Raw genomic sequence first — 16,469 nt, 5'->3', positions numbered from 1 at the left:
ATCTCCCCTTTTAGATTTAGTGCCTTGATGGCGAGTTGGAGTGCTATGGTACCGTTTCCGACGTAGAGTAGATGCTTGACGCCTAGAAACTCCTTGAGCGAGAGTTCGAGTTCATTGACCAGGGGACCATTATTAGTCAGCCAGTTTCTCTCCCATATCCCATCGAGGTATCGGTCATAGTCTTGGCGTGGAGGGAGAAAGGGTTTGGTAACGGGAATCAAGGGTTTGTGTGATGTTGTTGAATTGTCGAACTGATGAATCGTCGAACTGTCGAAATATTTAACTGATTGTTCGAAATTATTGTCGAATTGGGGAATTGAGGAACTGTTTAACTGAATAGGTTGAAGATTAATGTCTCGGTTTCAGATTGTTAAAGGTTATGGGTTCCCGCCACGGCGGGCAAGAAGAGTTTCCCCACTGATTACGGTTTACTTCTTACTTTTTACTCTTTTAACGACGCAACGGGGAGAGTTCAAGGTTCTAAGTTCAGGGTTCGGAGAACTGTAGAATTGGGGAACTGTTTTACTGATGGTTCTAAGTTCAAGGTTCGAGGTTCCCGCTACGGCGGGCAAGCAGGGTTTCTCTGCCTACTGATTTCAAATTTACGAATTACGATTTACGAGGGGCAGACTGGATTTTAGACTTTATTTCCTCTATTTACCTTTTCAGATTTCTGACTTCCCCCATCGGTCTTCCAACTCCTCTTATCTCTTGATTCTTAGTTCTTGATTCTGTTTCTGGAAAACTGCCTACTGATTTACGATTTTTGATTTACGAATTACGAAGGGCAGAGTAGATTTAAAGCTTGTTTTATTGATATAGCCATTCTGATTTTATTGCTGAGCTTAACCTCATCGAAGCATTAGGCTTTAAACTATTCTCTTTTTCTCTTATCTCTTATTCTCTATTCTCTTATCTCTATTCTCTTATCTCTTAATTCTTAGTTCTTATCTATTCCTTCTCTTCTTGCTACTTGATACTGTTTTACGAGGGGCAGAGTAATTCGAAGAGCTTATTTCCTCTATTTACCTTTTCAGATTTCTGACTCTCCCCTTCGGTCTTCCAACTCCTCTTATCTCTTGATTCTTAGTTCTTGATTCTGTTTCCTGAAAACTGCCTACTGATTTCAGATTTACGAATTACGATTTACGAGCGGCTGAGAGGTCTTTAGAGGTTATTTTCTCAATTTAGCCCTTCAGCTTTCTGACTTCCAAATACTGCCTACCTCTTTCAGCTTTTTAACATTTCAACATCGATTAGGCTTAAGCCATCTATACGTTCAAAATGTTTTCTATTGAGAGTTGCAATATCAAGCTCATTTGCTAATGCTACTGCAGCGATTAGGATATCGGCGATAGCGATAAGCTTATTTTCTTTCTTTAATTGCTTGTAAATTTTAGAGGCAATTAATCCTGCTTTTTGATCAAATGATAAAACTTCTACCTTTTCAAAAAATTCATTCCAAAATTCAATCTGCTTTTCAGTTGACCCCAATAAAATTTCATAGTAGGTTATTGAGGATACCTTAACTATTTGATATTTCTGAGATAAAAGAAAGAGTTTGGATTTTGATTTATCCTTCTTTCGAAAATATTCGATTAAAACTCCAGAATCTAGGTAAATGATTTTAGTCTCCACTGATTCAACTGTTCCCTATGATCTTGAAAAGCCTTCCAATGAGAATCTTCCATTACAGGACCTGAAAGAAGAAAATTAGAAAATTCAGACTGGCTTTTAGATTTGCTCAATCCATGAATATTTTGAATTTTTTTTGCTAGCTGCTCCATTGCTTCAGGGGAAAGCTTTCTCGTCAAATCAAGGATTTTTGAAATAATAGTCACTTCGCTCGATTGGTAAAGATCCAAATCCGGCTCATTGACCTGATTACTGTTTTTTTTCTTTTTGCTCATACTCAAATATAAACATTTTATAAATCCTGTTCCTTTTAAGCTTGCAAAGACGCAACGATTCGGAGTTCAAGGTTCTAAGTTCCCGCCACGGCGGGCAAGCAGGGTTTTCCCACTGATTTCTATATACTTCTTACTTTTTACAATTAATCGGGGAATTGTCGAATCGGGGAACTGGGGTACTGTCGAATTGGGGAACTGATGAATTGTTTAATTGAGTAAGCTGAAGAGGAACGTCTCGTTTTCAGATTGTTAAGGGTTAAGGGTTATGGGTTAAGTTTCCACCGGGGTACTGTCGAATTGGGGAACTGGGGTACTGTCGAATTGGGGAACTGATGAACTGTTTAACTGAATAGGTTGAAGATGAAAGTCTCGGTTTCAGATTGTTATGGGTTATAGGTTCCCGCCACGGCGGGCAAGCAGAGTTTCCCCACTGATTACTATATAATTCTTACTTTTTACAATCTGACCCTGCCAGGAATTGAGTATCAAATATTTTGTCACTTTCAAAACGATTGTACTATCTAGAATCTAAGCCACCTTAAGATTTACTATTTCCAATTCAGCGCCATTTTTAACGGCCTCTTGTCCAGCCTCCAAAACTTTTTTTGTTGTTTCTGTATCAAGGTAGTAGTGCCCACAGTTTTGGCATACTTCTGCGGGTACCTGCTTTAAAAGAACAATGGTCGATCCTTTTTCCAATGTGACGGTCACTTGTCCGGGTTTGGTTTCACCAACCTTACAGATAGAGCATTCCATTTTTTATTTTTTTTCTTTGAAATCTTCTTCCCACAAACCTAAATCTGGGATATACGCTGTTACAATAACGCAATCAAGCGTTTTTGAGTTTTTTGCAACTACTAAATGAATCGGTTTTTCATTTGTAAATCCTAAGATAAGAAAACTGGGATATGGTTTATCTTCAGGGTAAGATTTAATGATTTCCCCTGTTTCTAGGATAGTTTCAACCATTTGTGTTGAGATATCTCTTTTAAACATCTGCAATACAGCATGATCGGAATATTTTATTGAAGAACAATCCATTCAAGTATTTCTACCCATCAAAATCCGATCGGGCTAAAAAGTACCAATGCTACTTTTAGTATAATTTTTAAAGACACAACAACGAAAAGATTCGGAGTTTAAGGTTCTAACTTTCCGCCACGGCGGGCAAGCAGGGTTTTCCCACTGTTTACTATTTACTTTTTACTATTTTCAATTAATCGGAGAATTGTCGAATTGGGGAACTGTGGAACTGTTTAACTGAATAGGTTGAAGAAGAAAGTCTCGGTTTCAGATTGTTATGGGTTATAGGTTCCCGCCACGGCGGGCAAGAAGGGTTTCCCCACTGATTACGGTTTACTTCTTACTTTTTACTCTTTTAACGACGCGACGGGGAGAGTTCAAGGTTCTAAGTTCAGGGTTCGGAGAACTGTCGAATTGGGGAACTGTTTAACTGATGGTTCGAAGTTCAGGGTTCGAGGTTCCCGCCACGGCGGGCAAGCAGGGTTTCTCTGCCAACTGATTTCAGATTTACGAATTACGATTTACGAGGGGCAGACTTGATTTTAGACTTTATTTCCTCAAGCTAACCTTTCAGATATCTGACTTCCCCCTTCGGTCTTCCAACTCCTCTTATCTCTTGATTCTTAGTTCTTGATTCTGTTTCTAGAAAACTGCCTACTGATTTACGATTTTTGATTTACGAATTACGAGGGGCAGAGTAGATTTAAAGCTTGTTTTATTGATATAGCCATTCTGATTCTATTGCTGAGCTCAGTCTCATCGAAGCATAAGGCTTTAAACTATTCTCTATTCTCTTATCTCTTATTCTCTTATCTCTTATCCCTATTCCCTATTCTCTAATCTCTTATTTCTTATTTCTTGCTTCTCTTCTTGCTACTTAAGTCTAGCTACTTGATACTGTTTTACGAGGGGCAGACTGGATTTTAGACTTTATTTCCTCTATTTATCCTTTCATATTTTTGACTTTCCCCTTCGGTCTTCCAACTCCTCTTATCTCTTGATTCTTAGTTCTTGATTCTGTTTCTAGAAAACTGCCTACTTATTTACGATTTTTGATTTACGAATTACGAGGGGCAGAGTAGATTTAAAGCTTGTTTTATTGATATAGCCATTCTGATTCTATTGCTGAGCTCAGTCTCATCGAAGCATAAGGCTTTAAACTATTCTCTTTTTCTCTTATCTCTTATTCTCTATTCTCTTATCTCTATTCTCTTATCTCTTATCTCTTAATTCTTAGTTCTTATCTATTCCTTCTCTTCTTGCTACTTGAGTCTAGCTACTTGATACTGTTTCCTGAAAACTGCCACTTCCTACTGCTCTCTTCCGATAGCTATCGGAATATCCATTCTCTAATACCAAAACAGCTTCGCCCTTTCACTCCCATCTTTTTTACCGATGAAAACTAGCGGATTTGCAGAAAGACCAAGTTTGGATAGTACAAGGCGGAGAGCTCTTGTTCCTAAGCTTGGGACTGAGTAATAAAATTACTCGGTTGAAGAAGATTTACAAATCTTTTGGATTTTTTTCCGAAATCTATTTCAATTCACCCAATTTCTATTCCTGTCTTTTAAAAAAATATTTATTTATTAATTTCCCTATTCATTTGATTATTAAAAAGATACCAACGAACTTGGACTAAGCAATTTAATTTTTTTATTATGAAACAAAGTGAAAATTTTCATTTGGGACTTTGTCTAGCCGGCGCGATTTCAGCAGGAGCTTATACGGCAGGCGTTTTGGATTTTCTGATTGAGGCGCTGGATGAATGGGAAAAGCGCAAAAAAAAAGGGGATCCCAAGAGCGTTCCACAGCATCAGGTTAAGCTTTCGGTGATTGGAGGTGCTTCGGCGGGGGGAATGACCGGGATGATATCGGCCTTTTCCCTCCAAAAAGAATTCGATCCGGTTCACCTTTCCCAACCGGACCTTTATCAACCCAGACCGGATAATCCTCTCTACCAGGCTTGGGTAGACCAACTTGAGGAGGAATTATCCCCCGGCCAATTGAGCATGTTTGACCTGCTCCTCGATCCCGGTGATCTTGATAAAAACATGGCTCAGTCCCTTCTCAATTCCACCTTTGTCAGAAAAATAGCCGACAAAATCCTGGATGCCCAAGTGGAAACTTCCATTTCCCGAGGTTTTGTGGCCGACGAACTGAAAATCTTCTCCACCCTGACCAACCTCAAGGGATTGGAATATAGCCTGGACTTCAAGGGGGACAAACTGGAAAACGATCCCTACCGGATTTATGACCATCGGGATTTTGCCTGCTTTAGTTTGGGTTCACGGGTATTTCCGGGTTGGGAGCGCATGGATTTTACCCATCCCGAAATGCTGGAACGCTATAAGCTCGCGGCGATCGGCACAGGGGCATTTCCCATCGGACTCAGTCCGGTAAAAATGGCCCGAAACGGAAAACTCATGCAGGAACTCCCCTGGCTGAGCCATGTTTCCGCAGGTGGGGGAAACCGCTTTCCAACCGATTGGTACGAAAGCACCTTTGTGGATGGGGGAATGATGAACAACGAGCCGTTTGAGAAAGTACGGGATGCCCTGCTTCAGCTTTTGGGCTACGAAAAAGAGCATTCGGTTCAGGACTATTCCAAATTTGAAAGCACCGTGCTGATGGTGGATCCTTTTCCCAGCACGACCAATTTTATCCAGCCCGGAAGCAGCCTCTTAGGCTATGCAGGAAATGTGCTTTCCGCACTGATGAATCAGGCTCGGATCAAACCGGAGCATCTGATCAATTCCCTGACTTCCGAAATGGCCGGGCAGTATGTCATTTCCCCCATCCGATATCAGAGGGTAAATGGAGAGGAGAAAAAAATCGAAGGTGCCAAAGCCATTGCCTGCGGTTCCCTCGATGGGTTTGGGGGCTTTTTATCCAAAAAATTTCGAATCCATGATTTCTTTTTGGGAAGAGCCAATTGCGAGAAGTTTCTCCGGGATCATTTTACGGTTCCCCTGGACGAAAAGAACCCGATTTTTGAGCGAGGTTACGCCGAAATCTCAGCGGAGCTCAAGCCGCATTTTATGTCCACAACGGATAAAAAACCGGGGGTTCAGATTATCCCCTTGTTTAGCGAGCGAAAAACGCAGCCTGAAATGCCCTACTGGGAAAATGAGGAGCAGTGGCCAACTCTGTCCATTCATGAGTTGGAGCGCTACAGACCTTTGCTGAAAAAACGGATTGAGCAGGTAATCCTCAAAAGTGTCTCCCTAAACCGCTTGGATTATATCAAGCTCTGGGCGGGTGCCAAGATATTTCTCAATGGAAAAATCAGCAGTACCCTGATGCAGGCGATGAACCATTCGCTGAATGGGCATAAGCAGCTGAACTAATAAAATCCTACAGCCATGGAAGGTAAAAAAAATTGGGGATTGGGTATAGCTCTTTTGCTGATCCTGGGTTTGCTGGCGATGTTTTTATTGCATCAGTCCAACAAAAACCTACGAGAACTGGAAATGCGGGCGGAGCGGAATGTACTTTTGGTCAAGCGGAATATCCAGGAATCCTACAGCTCAGCGCTGGAGGAGATTCGCGATCAGTATAAAATCCGGTTCTATTCCTTCAATGGAAACGATGCCGAAGAGCGTTTTTCCAAGTCCATTAGTAAAGATTTTGACTGGGAACAACTGGGTCTGGGACTGGAGAAAAATGATCGGGCTACCCAAAAAATCGAGTTGCGCGGAGAATATATCAATTTTGAAAAATACGATGATCCCAAGACCCTCGACTGGCTGTCCGAGTTTGAAGAAATGCCTTACCTATTCGAGGATCCTTTTGGACTCAAAGCTGACAGAAATTCAGAGGTTGCGATCAAGGAGGATTACAGCCTTTCTTTCAATTTTCCCATATCCAAACTGATCGCGCGGGATGAATTTGCCAATACCTTCTTTGATGAACTGATGGTCTCGGACAGCACGGGATTGATCCATTATCCCGCAAAATGGGCAGGAATCAAGCTAAATCTAAAAGATAGCCTGACGATCAAAAAATTAGGAACTCAGGTGTTGGACATCAGCCTATTGGACCGAAACTACAAGGGATACCTGACTGATATCGAATTGGAGGGCTTACGTTTTAATATTCTGGGGGCGTTATCAGAAGAGTCCATGGATCAGGCTGCCTATCAGGTGAATAATACCATTTTGGTTTTGCTCTTGATCTTACTGGCTTTCATTTTTTTGGGCATTCCCCTATTGGCGATTTATGGGCTTAGCCATGGGGATGTTTTGACTCAAGGCACAGTGATCCGGGCAGTATTTTCCCTCTTATTTTTACTGTTTGTCTTTGGCTGGACGAGTTCGTACTTCCTTTCGGGTGATCAAGGGGCATTTTTGGAGGAGGAAAATGAAACCATTGCCCAAATCAAAACAAAAATCGCCGATCTGGATCAGATCAAATCCATTGTTCAGGGAAAAGATTCCCTGCTTTCGGATGCACCGGATCTGATTATTCCAAAGGAAAAATTGACCATGAATTCGGATGGGGAAATCATTTCCTTTTTGGTTCCTAATTCTGCCAGCAACTCCTTTAAGCCACTTGCACAGGAAGGGGTCAGTGAGTTTTTATCCATTCCCGATCGGGAATATTTTCAAAAAGCAGGTTCGGGAAGTTTTTTTATCAGCAGGCAGTTTTCACGAAAGGACGGGAAGCCGGAATTGGTCATCAGCACCAAACCGGACACTACTACGGTTCAGGCCTTGACCTTTGCCATTCAAAAGGATAGTCTGCGGCAGGATTCCCGGAGGAAATTCCTCGTGATCAAAGAAGATGGGAGTGTGATTCACGCCTCCCATAGCATCAAAGTGCCCATTCTCAAAATTCAGGATTTGATCACGGAGGGAAAGTGGAATGAAATGCAGATTTTACTCCGCAGGAATTCCGAGCAGGAAGAACTGACCCTGCGGATGAACGGGAATGAGTACAGTGCCAAAGTACAGGAGTTGGATTTGGATCAGTTGGAAAGCCCCCTATTCCTGGTTTATTTTATTGATACCAATCATAGCCGTCAATTCAGTAGTATTGTGGCAATCGAGAGTGTACTTTCCTCCCTTTTCTATCTTCTGATTTTGGGTTTACTCCTGTGGGCTTGCATGTTTTTAAAAAACCGAACCCACTACAATTGGAAGCGATTTCATTACTATCCCCTACTCTATAATTCCACCCACGGAGGGATTTACCGAAAGGGAGTGTGGGTATTTTCGGGGATTTTGATGCTGCAGTTGGTCCTGATTTTCAGTATTCCACTCAACCTTAATCTTATCATCTTATTCCTGTTCTTCAATTTACTCCTTTGCTTTGTGGCACTTTGGCTGATTTATTCGGTAGTTGAAAAAGACCCAAAGCAGGTCAAAAATCCCGGGATTGGCTATTCTAAAATGATATTTCTATTTTTTCTATGCATTTCTTTTATCCCTGCTTTTTGGATCTATCAATCCCATTATGCCTTTGAGCATCAGATCTGGAAAAATGAAATCGTGGAAGAGAATGCAAGCATCGAAACCTTTGATCCTGCTTTGGAAGTGGCGAGAAGGGAAATGATCTTTTCATTTTTCGAACCGAATGAAAAGGATTTGGAGAATTTTGCCTTCGCCGACCGGGATGCATTAAACCGGGCAGGATCGCATATCCAGGGGAAGATTCATCTTGGAAACCCCCATCTCTTTTTGTTGTTTTTGGTTCTGATTGGGTTGGTTTTTGCCTATAGATTTACCCATGGATTGCTTTATTCTACATTTTTTGACATTGGAATAAAGCGTCCTCCCTCCCGGATCAACGAAGAGCTACAAAAGTATTTCGGTCAGGAATCGGCTTTCGAAGAAAACACCCTTCAAAATACGATCAAGCCGGAAAAATTCAGAAAACACCGGATTTTCCTTTCCGGTCTGCAGAGTAATCTCATTGAGGAATGGGTGATGATTAACCTGAAGCTGAGTTCGGAGGAATTGATTGTGATTGATTGTAACAAAAGCGGCAATGAGGATGTAGAAAAGGAATATCCGGAATTGAAACGCTTGGCCCGAAAGCAAACCGTTCAGGCGGTATTGATAGTAAATATCCATTGCCTATCCACGAAGCATGACTTGGTCGATCAACTGAGGGAATGGCTCCATGAGTTTCGACCCTATCATTTGATTCTGGGTTCCGGCTATTCGCTCAAACAATTTATAAAAAGCAGGTATGGAGCAACGGAGGCAGGTTCTACTTTGGAGGAAAAGCAGGTACAGATCACCGAATTGATGAGCAACTTTCTTTTTGGATATATCCCTATTCCGGAGGCAGAACCTGAGCCTGAGGAAGAGATGGATTCCCCTTCAGAAGAAAGCAGCAAACGCATTTCAGGAGTTTTGCCGGCAATGGAAAGCTTGTCCAAACCTTATAATGAGAAACTCTGGAATATTATTTTCAATCGAAACGGGGATTCAAGGGAAAGCAAAGAACAAAAGCTCTGGAGCATCATGATTTATCAGCGGCATTTGAAAGCTTACTTTTTAAATCTGTGGTCGGAGTTGAGTTTTGAGGAAAAGAAGCTTTGCTATTATCTGGCCAAGGAGGGATTTATCAATCCAAAGAATGTGCTTACGCTTTCGGAGTTGATCCAAAAGGGAGTCTTGTACTACAAGGACAGAAGAGGGCGCTACTATTTCTTTGATAAGACCTTTCGCTTTTTCATACTGAACAATACGAGCCGGGAATTGATTTCTGCCTTTGAAAGAGACACCCAGGACAAGGGAAACATTGACGGCTACCAGTGGATTTTGGTTTCATTTGTGATCCTGACTTTGGGGGTAATTGCCTATTTCAACCGGGGATTGCTGACCCAAATCGAAGCGATTGCCACTACGGTAGTCGGGGCAATCGGAGTTATTTTAAATGGAATCCGGCAATTTATCCCGAGTTTTAATTTGAAAAAGAAGAAGGAGTAGTGCGGGGAGTGATTGGGTAAATGATGGTTCGACGAGCTCACCAACCTGGTTCGACATACTTCGACAAGCTCAGTACAAGTGCTCAGTACAAGTGCTCAGTGCAAGTGCTCAGTACAAGTGCCCACCAATCTTTAAGAGCTCGCAAAAGGGGCGACGGTTCTGGGTTCACAGTTCGAGGTTCAAGGTTTCCCACTGTTTACTATTTACAATTAATCGGGGAATTGGGGAACTGATGAACTGTTTAACTGAATAGGTTGAAGATTAAAGTCTCGTTTTCAAACTGTTAAAGGTTAAGGGTTATGGGTTCCCGCCACGGCGGGCAAGCAGGGTTTCCCCATGTTTACTACTTACTTTTTACTATTTACACTCAATCGGGGAATTGTCGAATTGGGGAATTGTTTAACTGATGGTCCGCAGTTCAAGGTTCGAGGTTCCCGCCATGGCGGGCAAGCAGGGTTTCTCTGCCTACTGATTTCAGATTTACGAATTACGAATTACGAATTACGAGGGGCAGACTGGATTTTAGACTTTATTTTTCCTCTACTTACCTTTTCAGATTTCTGACTTCCCCCTTCGATCTTCATGTCACTCCCTGTTCCCTATTCCCTGTTCCCTATTCTCTAATCCCCTATCCCATAACTCCTAATCTCCATCCAATTTTTCACCTTAAATTTCTCCATTTATCTGCCGTAAATACCGTTTTTTTCTCCAATAAAAAGCCAGAACAAAAATCCCAAAAGCCAAGGCCATCAAGGCATAGCTGCCAAAAGAAGCAAGACCGTTTTGGTGCATGGCCCATTTCTGTACTGACCAAGAAGACAGGAGATCGGAGGAGCCTCCGGCCAGGTAGGACTCCAGTGCTTCTGAATTTAGAGGAAGCCAAGCCAGAGAGAAGAACAATGCCATTGCCCCCAGAATAATCTGATCTTTGAGGCTCCAGCGATAGCGCTTCATAGCTTTGACTAAAACCAAGGCCCAAAGAGGAATCCACGCAGCGAAGGTTGTTGCCTTGAAAAACAAGCTAAACAAGAGTCCAATTCCAAAGATAATTACCACGGACCAACCCAGTTTACCCATTTCCTGTAAAAAACGATAGAGGTAAATCAAGGTAAGTACTCCCAAAAGTCCCCAATGAAGGGAATTGGAAAGAATGAAATCAGCCGGGAAACGCATCATTCCCTCTGCGGACTCCCTAATCAGGGAAAATAGCCCGAGGGTTTCGTTTTTGCCTGAAAGCAAAATGAGAATTAACAAGATTCCAACCAAGGCCATGATGCCTTTGCTGAGGCGATCGGACTTGGTTCTTTTTTTGAGTTGCACCAGCGCAAGATCCCAATCAATGGAGCTTTGTTTGGCCGCATAAATAATCAATACGGGAATAAACAAAAGGGCTCCGATGTGAAATAGTTGAGTTAAAAAACCGGCTTGATACCATTCTCCCAAGGTCCAACCCAAAACAGCAAACACCAATGGAATTATCAGAGCCATCGCTGCCGGAAAGAGGGATTTGGGACGTTTCCCTTCATGAAGTGGGAGTTTGTCCCCCGGAAGAAAGAGCATCAGCAAACCGGAAATCAGTAGTAAGGGAGAGACGAAAGCTCCCAGGATGGAAACCATTCCCAGTTTGAATTTTTCATATCGAAGAAAATAATTGACTTGACCCATGCCTAGGGCAAAGGCCATGGCATCCGGACTAAAGGGATGATACCAAATGGCTTTTAGCCAGGCGAAATTTCCAAATAATAAAATAAATCCAAGTGTTATAATCGTCGGTTTGAGCCGGAGTTTTTTGGTAATCCTGAAGTACCAATAAATGGCTATTGCCAGGTAGATGACTTGCCATATAATCATTCCATTCTGTAAACCAATATTATCCTTGGCGATATGAAAGGTTGAAAAAGAGAGGTTCAGCAGGGCAAAAGGAAGGATTCGTGTAAGTTGGACCAGGTTATAACCCGATTCTTCCATATTTTCCAAAAAAAATCTACCCACATCCCGATAGAAAACTCCATCCCCGTATGCCCCATCATTAACGGGTATTTTCTCTCCATTAATCTGAAGAAATACGATCAGCGAAAGAACAGAAATTAAGAAAATTGCTCGCAAGTGGCGGTTTAGGATTAGGTAAGGAAGGTGTGTCGGTGTAAAAATAGAATTTTTGTTGAAAAGAGCAGCTATTTGGAAAAAATGTAGGGCAGCCAAGGTGACGACCTAAGGTGCAAAGGTATTTGGGTTGTTCGGTTTTTTAATTTCCGAACTATTATTGTAGGATTTTGAACTCGAATCTGAGGGATTGAATTTCTAATCAAATCATGTCAATCTCCTCGGCATGATGAGGCTGGTTTCCGGCGAATCCTCGGGCCGAGGTGGGATTCCTGTCTATTACCTTAACCCCGCATTCCGCTCGTCGTTCCGCCTCGCTCATACGGGGTTATGAATAGTATCGCTCCTTCGGAGCTGTGTTTCTAATGGAAAAAAATCTAATCTGCGAGATCTGCGATTTTTTCTGCGACAATCTGCGGGAAAAATTTTACTTATCCAATTTTGTCGTCCTCCTCGGCACTGCGAGGCTGGTTTCCGGCGAATCCTCGGGCCGAGGTGGGAATCTCTTTTAATCACTGAACCCCGCATTCCGCAGCTCCTTCCAGTCGCTGCTGCATACGGGGCTAATCAACATTAGACCCCTTTGGGGTCATTGCCCTAATTGGCGCAAAGTCTTTAGACTTGTGCCTTTTATCGAAAGAAAAAAGTATCATTTGGTTCAGGTCTCGTGACTTCCATGATGCAAGCAGACTTGGACCATTTTTCAATGCAGTCTTCAGACTGCTAAAAACATTCCGAAAGATTTCCCAATCAAATCATGTCTCCTCGGTACTTACCTAAACCCTCCGATGGTTCGTCTTAAACCTAAGTTAGTTTTAATCAATGATAAATAACCATCACGAGAACCTTATCCCTCGAAGGGTTAATTCTGATGATAATTATCGGTGGTTTGGGAACTTGGTTCTATCCAATTTTGTCGATCTCCTCGGCATGATGAGGCTGGTTTCCGGCGAATCCTCGGGCCGAGGTGGGGGTCTTGTCTTATCACCGAACCCCGCATTTCGCTCGTCGTTTCGACTCGCTCATACGGGGCTAATCAAGGTTCGACCCCTTCAGGGTCATTGCTCAATACCTAAAATAGTCTAGGAACAAAACTTCGAAATTCATCATTCATTTTTTTTTGGGAATTTGGTTCTATCCAATTTTGTCGACCTCCTCGGCATGATGAGGCTGGTATCCGACAAATCCTTGGGCCGAGGTGGGGGATATCTGGACAAACCTAATCCCCAGGTTGAAACCCGGGGCAAGTAAACCTAGCGCACCTCCCTACCGAAGACAGGTCTATAGAATTGATCGTAATACACAACGTTTGGTTTTCGGATCGATTGGCAACATTTATGGTTTTTGGGGACAATGAAAAACCTCCTTCACTAACTCAGGTAATTCATAAAAAAGAGGAAGGCGAACGAGGCAATCAGAAAAGCGATCGGAATTGGGTAGTTTACGATGGAACTGATCCGGAAAATGGATTTCGGAAAATTCAGATCGATGGAGGGATTGATAATGAAATACCGCTAAAATTCCTTTTCGACCCAATTCCGCGATAAATGAATCTCTTACTTGTCTAGTAGGAAGCAGGATATAAAATAGGTGATAATTACCCGGCCTGGTTTGAAAAGTATAGCTTCGATTCGAAGGCATATTTTCCTCCAAGGCCTCCTGAATTTGATCGAGGTATCGTCTATCCAAGACTTCGGGCTCTAGTTGGGCTTTCGAGAAAAAATTAAAATAATCCCTCCAAATAGCCTTTCTTCTTTGCTGAATTTCATCAATCCGGTCAAGTTGGGCCCAAAGAAAAGCCGCAGTAAGTTCGGAGGGCAAAAAGCTGCTTCCTAAACTTTTCCAACCGTATTTATTGGTCTCTCCTCGGAAAAATGCGGTCCGATCTGTGCCTTTTTCCCATATGATTTCGGCCTTGGAATTAAGGGATGAATCATTGATGGCCAGCATCCCTCCTTCTCCGGCATGGATGTTTTTGGTTTCATGAAAACTAAAAGTGGCTAAGTGACCAAAGGTTCCCAAGGCTTTTTCTCCCAGATAAGAATGAATAGCCTGAGCGGCATCTTCGATAAGAACTAGTCCGTATTTTTTGCAAAGCTGCTGAATAGGATCCATTTCACAGGCAACACCTCCATAGTGCACTACTACAATCGCCTTGGTTTTGGGGGTAATTAGCGGTTCCAAGTTGCTGGCATCAAGCCTTGGAAAGTCGGATTCGCTATCAGCAAAAACCAATTTTGCTCCCCTCAGTGCGAAAGCATTTGCTGTGGAAACAAAGGTAAAACTGGGAACAATCACCTCATCTCCTACCTGAATATCCAAAATCAAAGCAGCCATTTCTAGCGCATCAGTACAGGAGGACGTCAAAAAACACTTTGCGAGGCCATAGCTCTTTTCAAAAAATTCCTGGCAACGCTGAGTGAAGCCTCCATTTCCGGATAGCTTTCCTGATCGAGTTGCTTCCTGCATGTACTCAAACTCCTTCCCAATTAGATAGGGCCGATTAAATGGGATTTGATGGTTGCCGGAAGTGGAGCTTTTCATTTTAAATGAGGAGAAAAATAAGTGAGCTATTAGGTAGAAATCAGTGGTTTATCCGACCAATAATGATAGATATACGTTTTCTTGACGATTTGATAGCCCATTCTTTCGTAGAGCTTCATCGCCAAATAATTGGACTCCTGAGTGGGAATTTCAAGTTTTTTTATTCCTTTTTCAAACAGATGCTTTTCTGACGCATAAACCAACTTTTTCCCCCATCCTTTTTGACGGTGATCCGGATGTACGGCTACCAAGCCAATTTTTCCGGTATCATTTTGTTTGCTGTAGGTGATCATTCCCTCAAATTCATGACCTATGATCAGAGCATTAGTAGAAATTGCCTGTTCAATCCATAACTCATAAAGCTTCTCAAATTCATTATTCGTCAACCTAGGATCGGTTTTGAACCTAGAATATGCACCACTTTCCAATGCCAAAAAGCGTAGCAGATCCTTTTCCTGCTGACTTGGATTCATCGGATTTTCTTTGGAAAATGTCCGGATTCCCTCCATCGAAGGGCCTGGGGACAAGTCCTTCTTAAATACAATTTTCACGTCCACGGGGCGTATTTGCGAACTGGAAAATGATAAAGGATTATCGGAAAATAGATAGACCAATTTGAAATCACTGACCGCTTGGAGAAAATCCTCTTCGTTAAAAGAACTCTGCCAATCTACCGCCCCGACAGGGTAGCCAAAAAGCTGGGTATCAAAAGAGAGGGGGTTGATCATGGGGTTAGATTAGGAATGAGTTTCTTTTTCAACAATGTAGATGGGACGGTTTTTTACTCCTTCGAAAGTCTTCCCAATATACAATCCCACCATCCCCAAAGTCATGAGCAAGAAACCGCTGAGCACCCAAATCGAGATAATCAGCGAGGCATAGCCCGCCACGATAATATCTCCCATCCAAAAGCGCCATCCGGTAAATCCTGCAAATAAAAACCCAGAGATCGCCACGATAAAGCCCAGTTTGACCGTCAACCGAATCGGTTTGTCCGAGTAGGCCAGCATGATATCCAAGGCCAAATTAAAAAGCCGTTTAGGATTATAAGTAGTCTTTCGGTTTTGGTTTTTCCCATGAGAAACTGGAATACTGGTCTTTCGAAAGCCAACCCACTGTACCATGGTCGGAAAATAGCGAATGGACTCCCGCATGCTTACAATTTCCTTGATTACCGTATGATGGTAGATTCCAAAATTCCCGATGCTTTCATCTTGAGGTACGCCAGTCAGCCAAGTAAGGATTCGGTAAAACAGAAGGGATCCCGTTTTTTTGAAAAAAGAATCTTGGCGAAGTTTCCGTTGGGCTTGCACGATCTGAAAGCCTTCTTGTGCTTTTTGGTAAAGTTTGGGGATTTCACTCGGCAAATCCTGAAGATCACAATCCATCACACAAATCCATTCACCACTTGCCTGATCCAACCCCGCGGTGATGGCGTAGTGCTGCCCAAAATTCCTGGAAAGTTTGATGCCTTTTACCTGAGGGAAAATTTCAGTAACCCGCGTAATTTCCTGCCAAGAATCATCCGTACTTCCATCCTCTACCAGGATAATCTCAAAGTCCGGATTGAGTGGCTCAATAGCTTGAACAATCTCTCTCACCAAAGGCTCGACTAATGAAGCGCTTTGAAAAACTGGAGAAATAATGGAAAGGTGGGGCATAAGAGTAAAAATAGCAAATTAGGCTTTGCTCATAGCCTAGAAGAATAAAAAAGTTGATTTCTCAATGATCTTTAAATCAAATCTTGAGAAATATAAAACACGACGGACACAAAAATGAAAACCACCAACGGACACAAAGTTCACAAAGAAAATTTTTATCCTTTTAGTCCTTGGTGGATAAGCTTAGCCGCTGCTCTTGGAGTCCTTGGTGGTTAAAAAAATAGTTCCTTGGGGCTATTCATGGTGAAAAAGGTAAGCCTCGACGGACACAAAAATGAAAACCACAACGG

At 42.4% G+C, this 16,469-nt stretch carries 11 protein-coding genes; 2 read left to right on the top strand and 9 right to left on the bottom strand.

All coding sequences use genetic code 11. The features are described from left to right. From BM043_RS19085 to BM043_RS19065, 5 genes are all read right to left on the bottom strand, one after another. Positions 1–221: DegT/DnrJ/EryC1/StrS family aminotransferase (locus BM043_RS19085; RefSeq protein ID WP_177188533.1), on the bottom strand; the 221-nt coding region annotated here is incomplete at its 3' end. A gap of 1,009 nt (positions 222–1,230) precedes the next feature. Next, positions 1,231–1,638, bottom strand: a complete 408-nt coding sequence (locus tag BM043_RS19080) for a type II toxin-antitoxin system VapC family toxin (protein ID WP_245753084.1) — start codon at positions 1,636–1,638, stop codon at positions 1,231–1,233. After that, positions 1,614–1,910, bottom strand: a complete 297-nt coding sequence (locus tag BM043_RS19075) for a hypothetical protein (RefSeq protein ID WP_092794813.1) — start codon at positions 1,908–1,910, stop codon at positions 1,614–1,616. The genes BM043_RS19080 and BM043_RS19075 overlap by 25 nt, the downstream gene beginning before the upstream one ends. A gap of 528 nt (positions 1,911–2,438) precedes the next feature. Further along, positions 2,439–2,666, bottom strand: a complete 228-nt coding sequence (locus tag BM043_RS19070) for a type II toxin-antitoxin system MqsA family antitoxin (RefSeq protein WP_092794810.1) — start codon at positions 2,664–2,666, stop codon at positions 2,439–2,441. Positions 2,667–2,669: 3 nt separating this feature from the next. Further along, positions 2,670–2,951, bottom strand: a complete 282-nt coding sequence (locus BM043_RS19065; RefSeq protein WP_092794808.1) for a DUF4258 domain-containing protein — start codon at positions 2,949–2,951, stop codon at positions 2,670–2,672. Between the two features lie 1,640 nt (positions 2,952–4,591). Here BM043_RS19065 and BM043_RS19055 point away from each other — a divergent pair. Then, entirely contained in the window at positions 4,592–6,280 is a 1,689-nt protein-coding gene (locus BM043_RS19055; RefSeq protein ID WP_092794803.1) for a patatin-like phospholipase family protein, read from the top strand. A gap of 15 nt (positions 6,281–6,295) precedes the next feature. Further along, the gene (locus BM043_RS19050; protein WP_092794800.1) at positions 6,296–9,871 is read left to right on the top strand and encodes a PDC sensor domain-containing protein; all 3,576 of its coding nucleotides are present in this window, start codon (positions 6,296–6,298) and stop codon (positions 9,869–9,871) included. A gap of 666 nt (positions 9,872–10,537) precedes the next feature. On the opposite strand, the gene BM043_RS19045 is transcribed toward BM043_RS19050, so the two are convergent. From BM043_RS19045 to BM043_RS19030, 4 genes are all read right to left on the bottom strand, one after another. Continuing rightward, positions 10,538–11,977, bottom strand: a complete 1,440-nt coding sequence (locus BM043_RS19045; protein WP_143189583.1) for a hypothetical protein — start codon at positions 11,975–11,977, stop codon at positions 10,538–10,540. Positions 11,978–13,309: 1,332 nt separating this feature from the next. Continuing rightward, complete coding sequence (gene rffA / locus BM043_RS19040) at positions 13,310–14,518, bottom strand: dTDP-4-amino-4,6-dideoxygalactose transaminase (RefSeq protein ID WP_092794796.1); 1,209 nt, start codon at positions 14,516–14,518, stop codon at positions 13,310–13,312. 29 nt (positions 14,519–14,547) lie between these two features. Further along, positions 14,548–15,246: a GNAT family N-acetyltransferase gene (locus tag BM043_RS19035; protein WP_092794793.1), complete on the bottom strand. Its 699-nt coding sequence runs from the start codon at positions 15,244–15,246 to the stop codon at positions 14,548–14,550. A 9-nt stretch (positions 15,247–15,255) separates the two neighbouring features. Next, the gene (locus BM043_RS19030; RefSeq protein ID WP_092794790.1) at positions 15,256–16,179 is read right to left on the bottom strand and encodes a glycosyltransferase family 2 protein; all 924 of its coding nucleotides are present in this window, start codon (positions 16,177–16,179) and stop codon (positions 15,256–15,258) included. Between the last annotated feature and the right edge of the window lie 290 nt (positions 16,180–16,469).

Origin of the sequence: Algoriphagus hitonicola (genome assembly GCF_900113375.1) — a bacterium.
Classification (GTDB): domain Bacteria; phylum Bacteroidota; class Bacteroidia; order Cytophagales; family Cyclobacteriaceae; genus Algoriphagus; species Algoriphagus hitonicola.
This window is presented reverse-complemented; position numbering and strand designations above follow the sequence as displayed.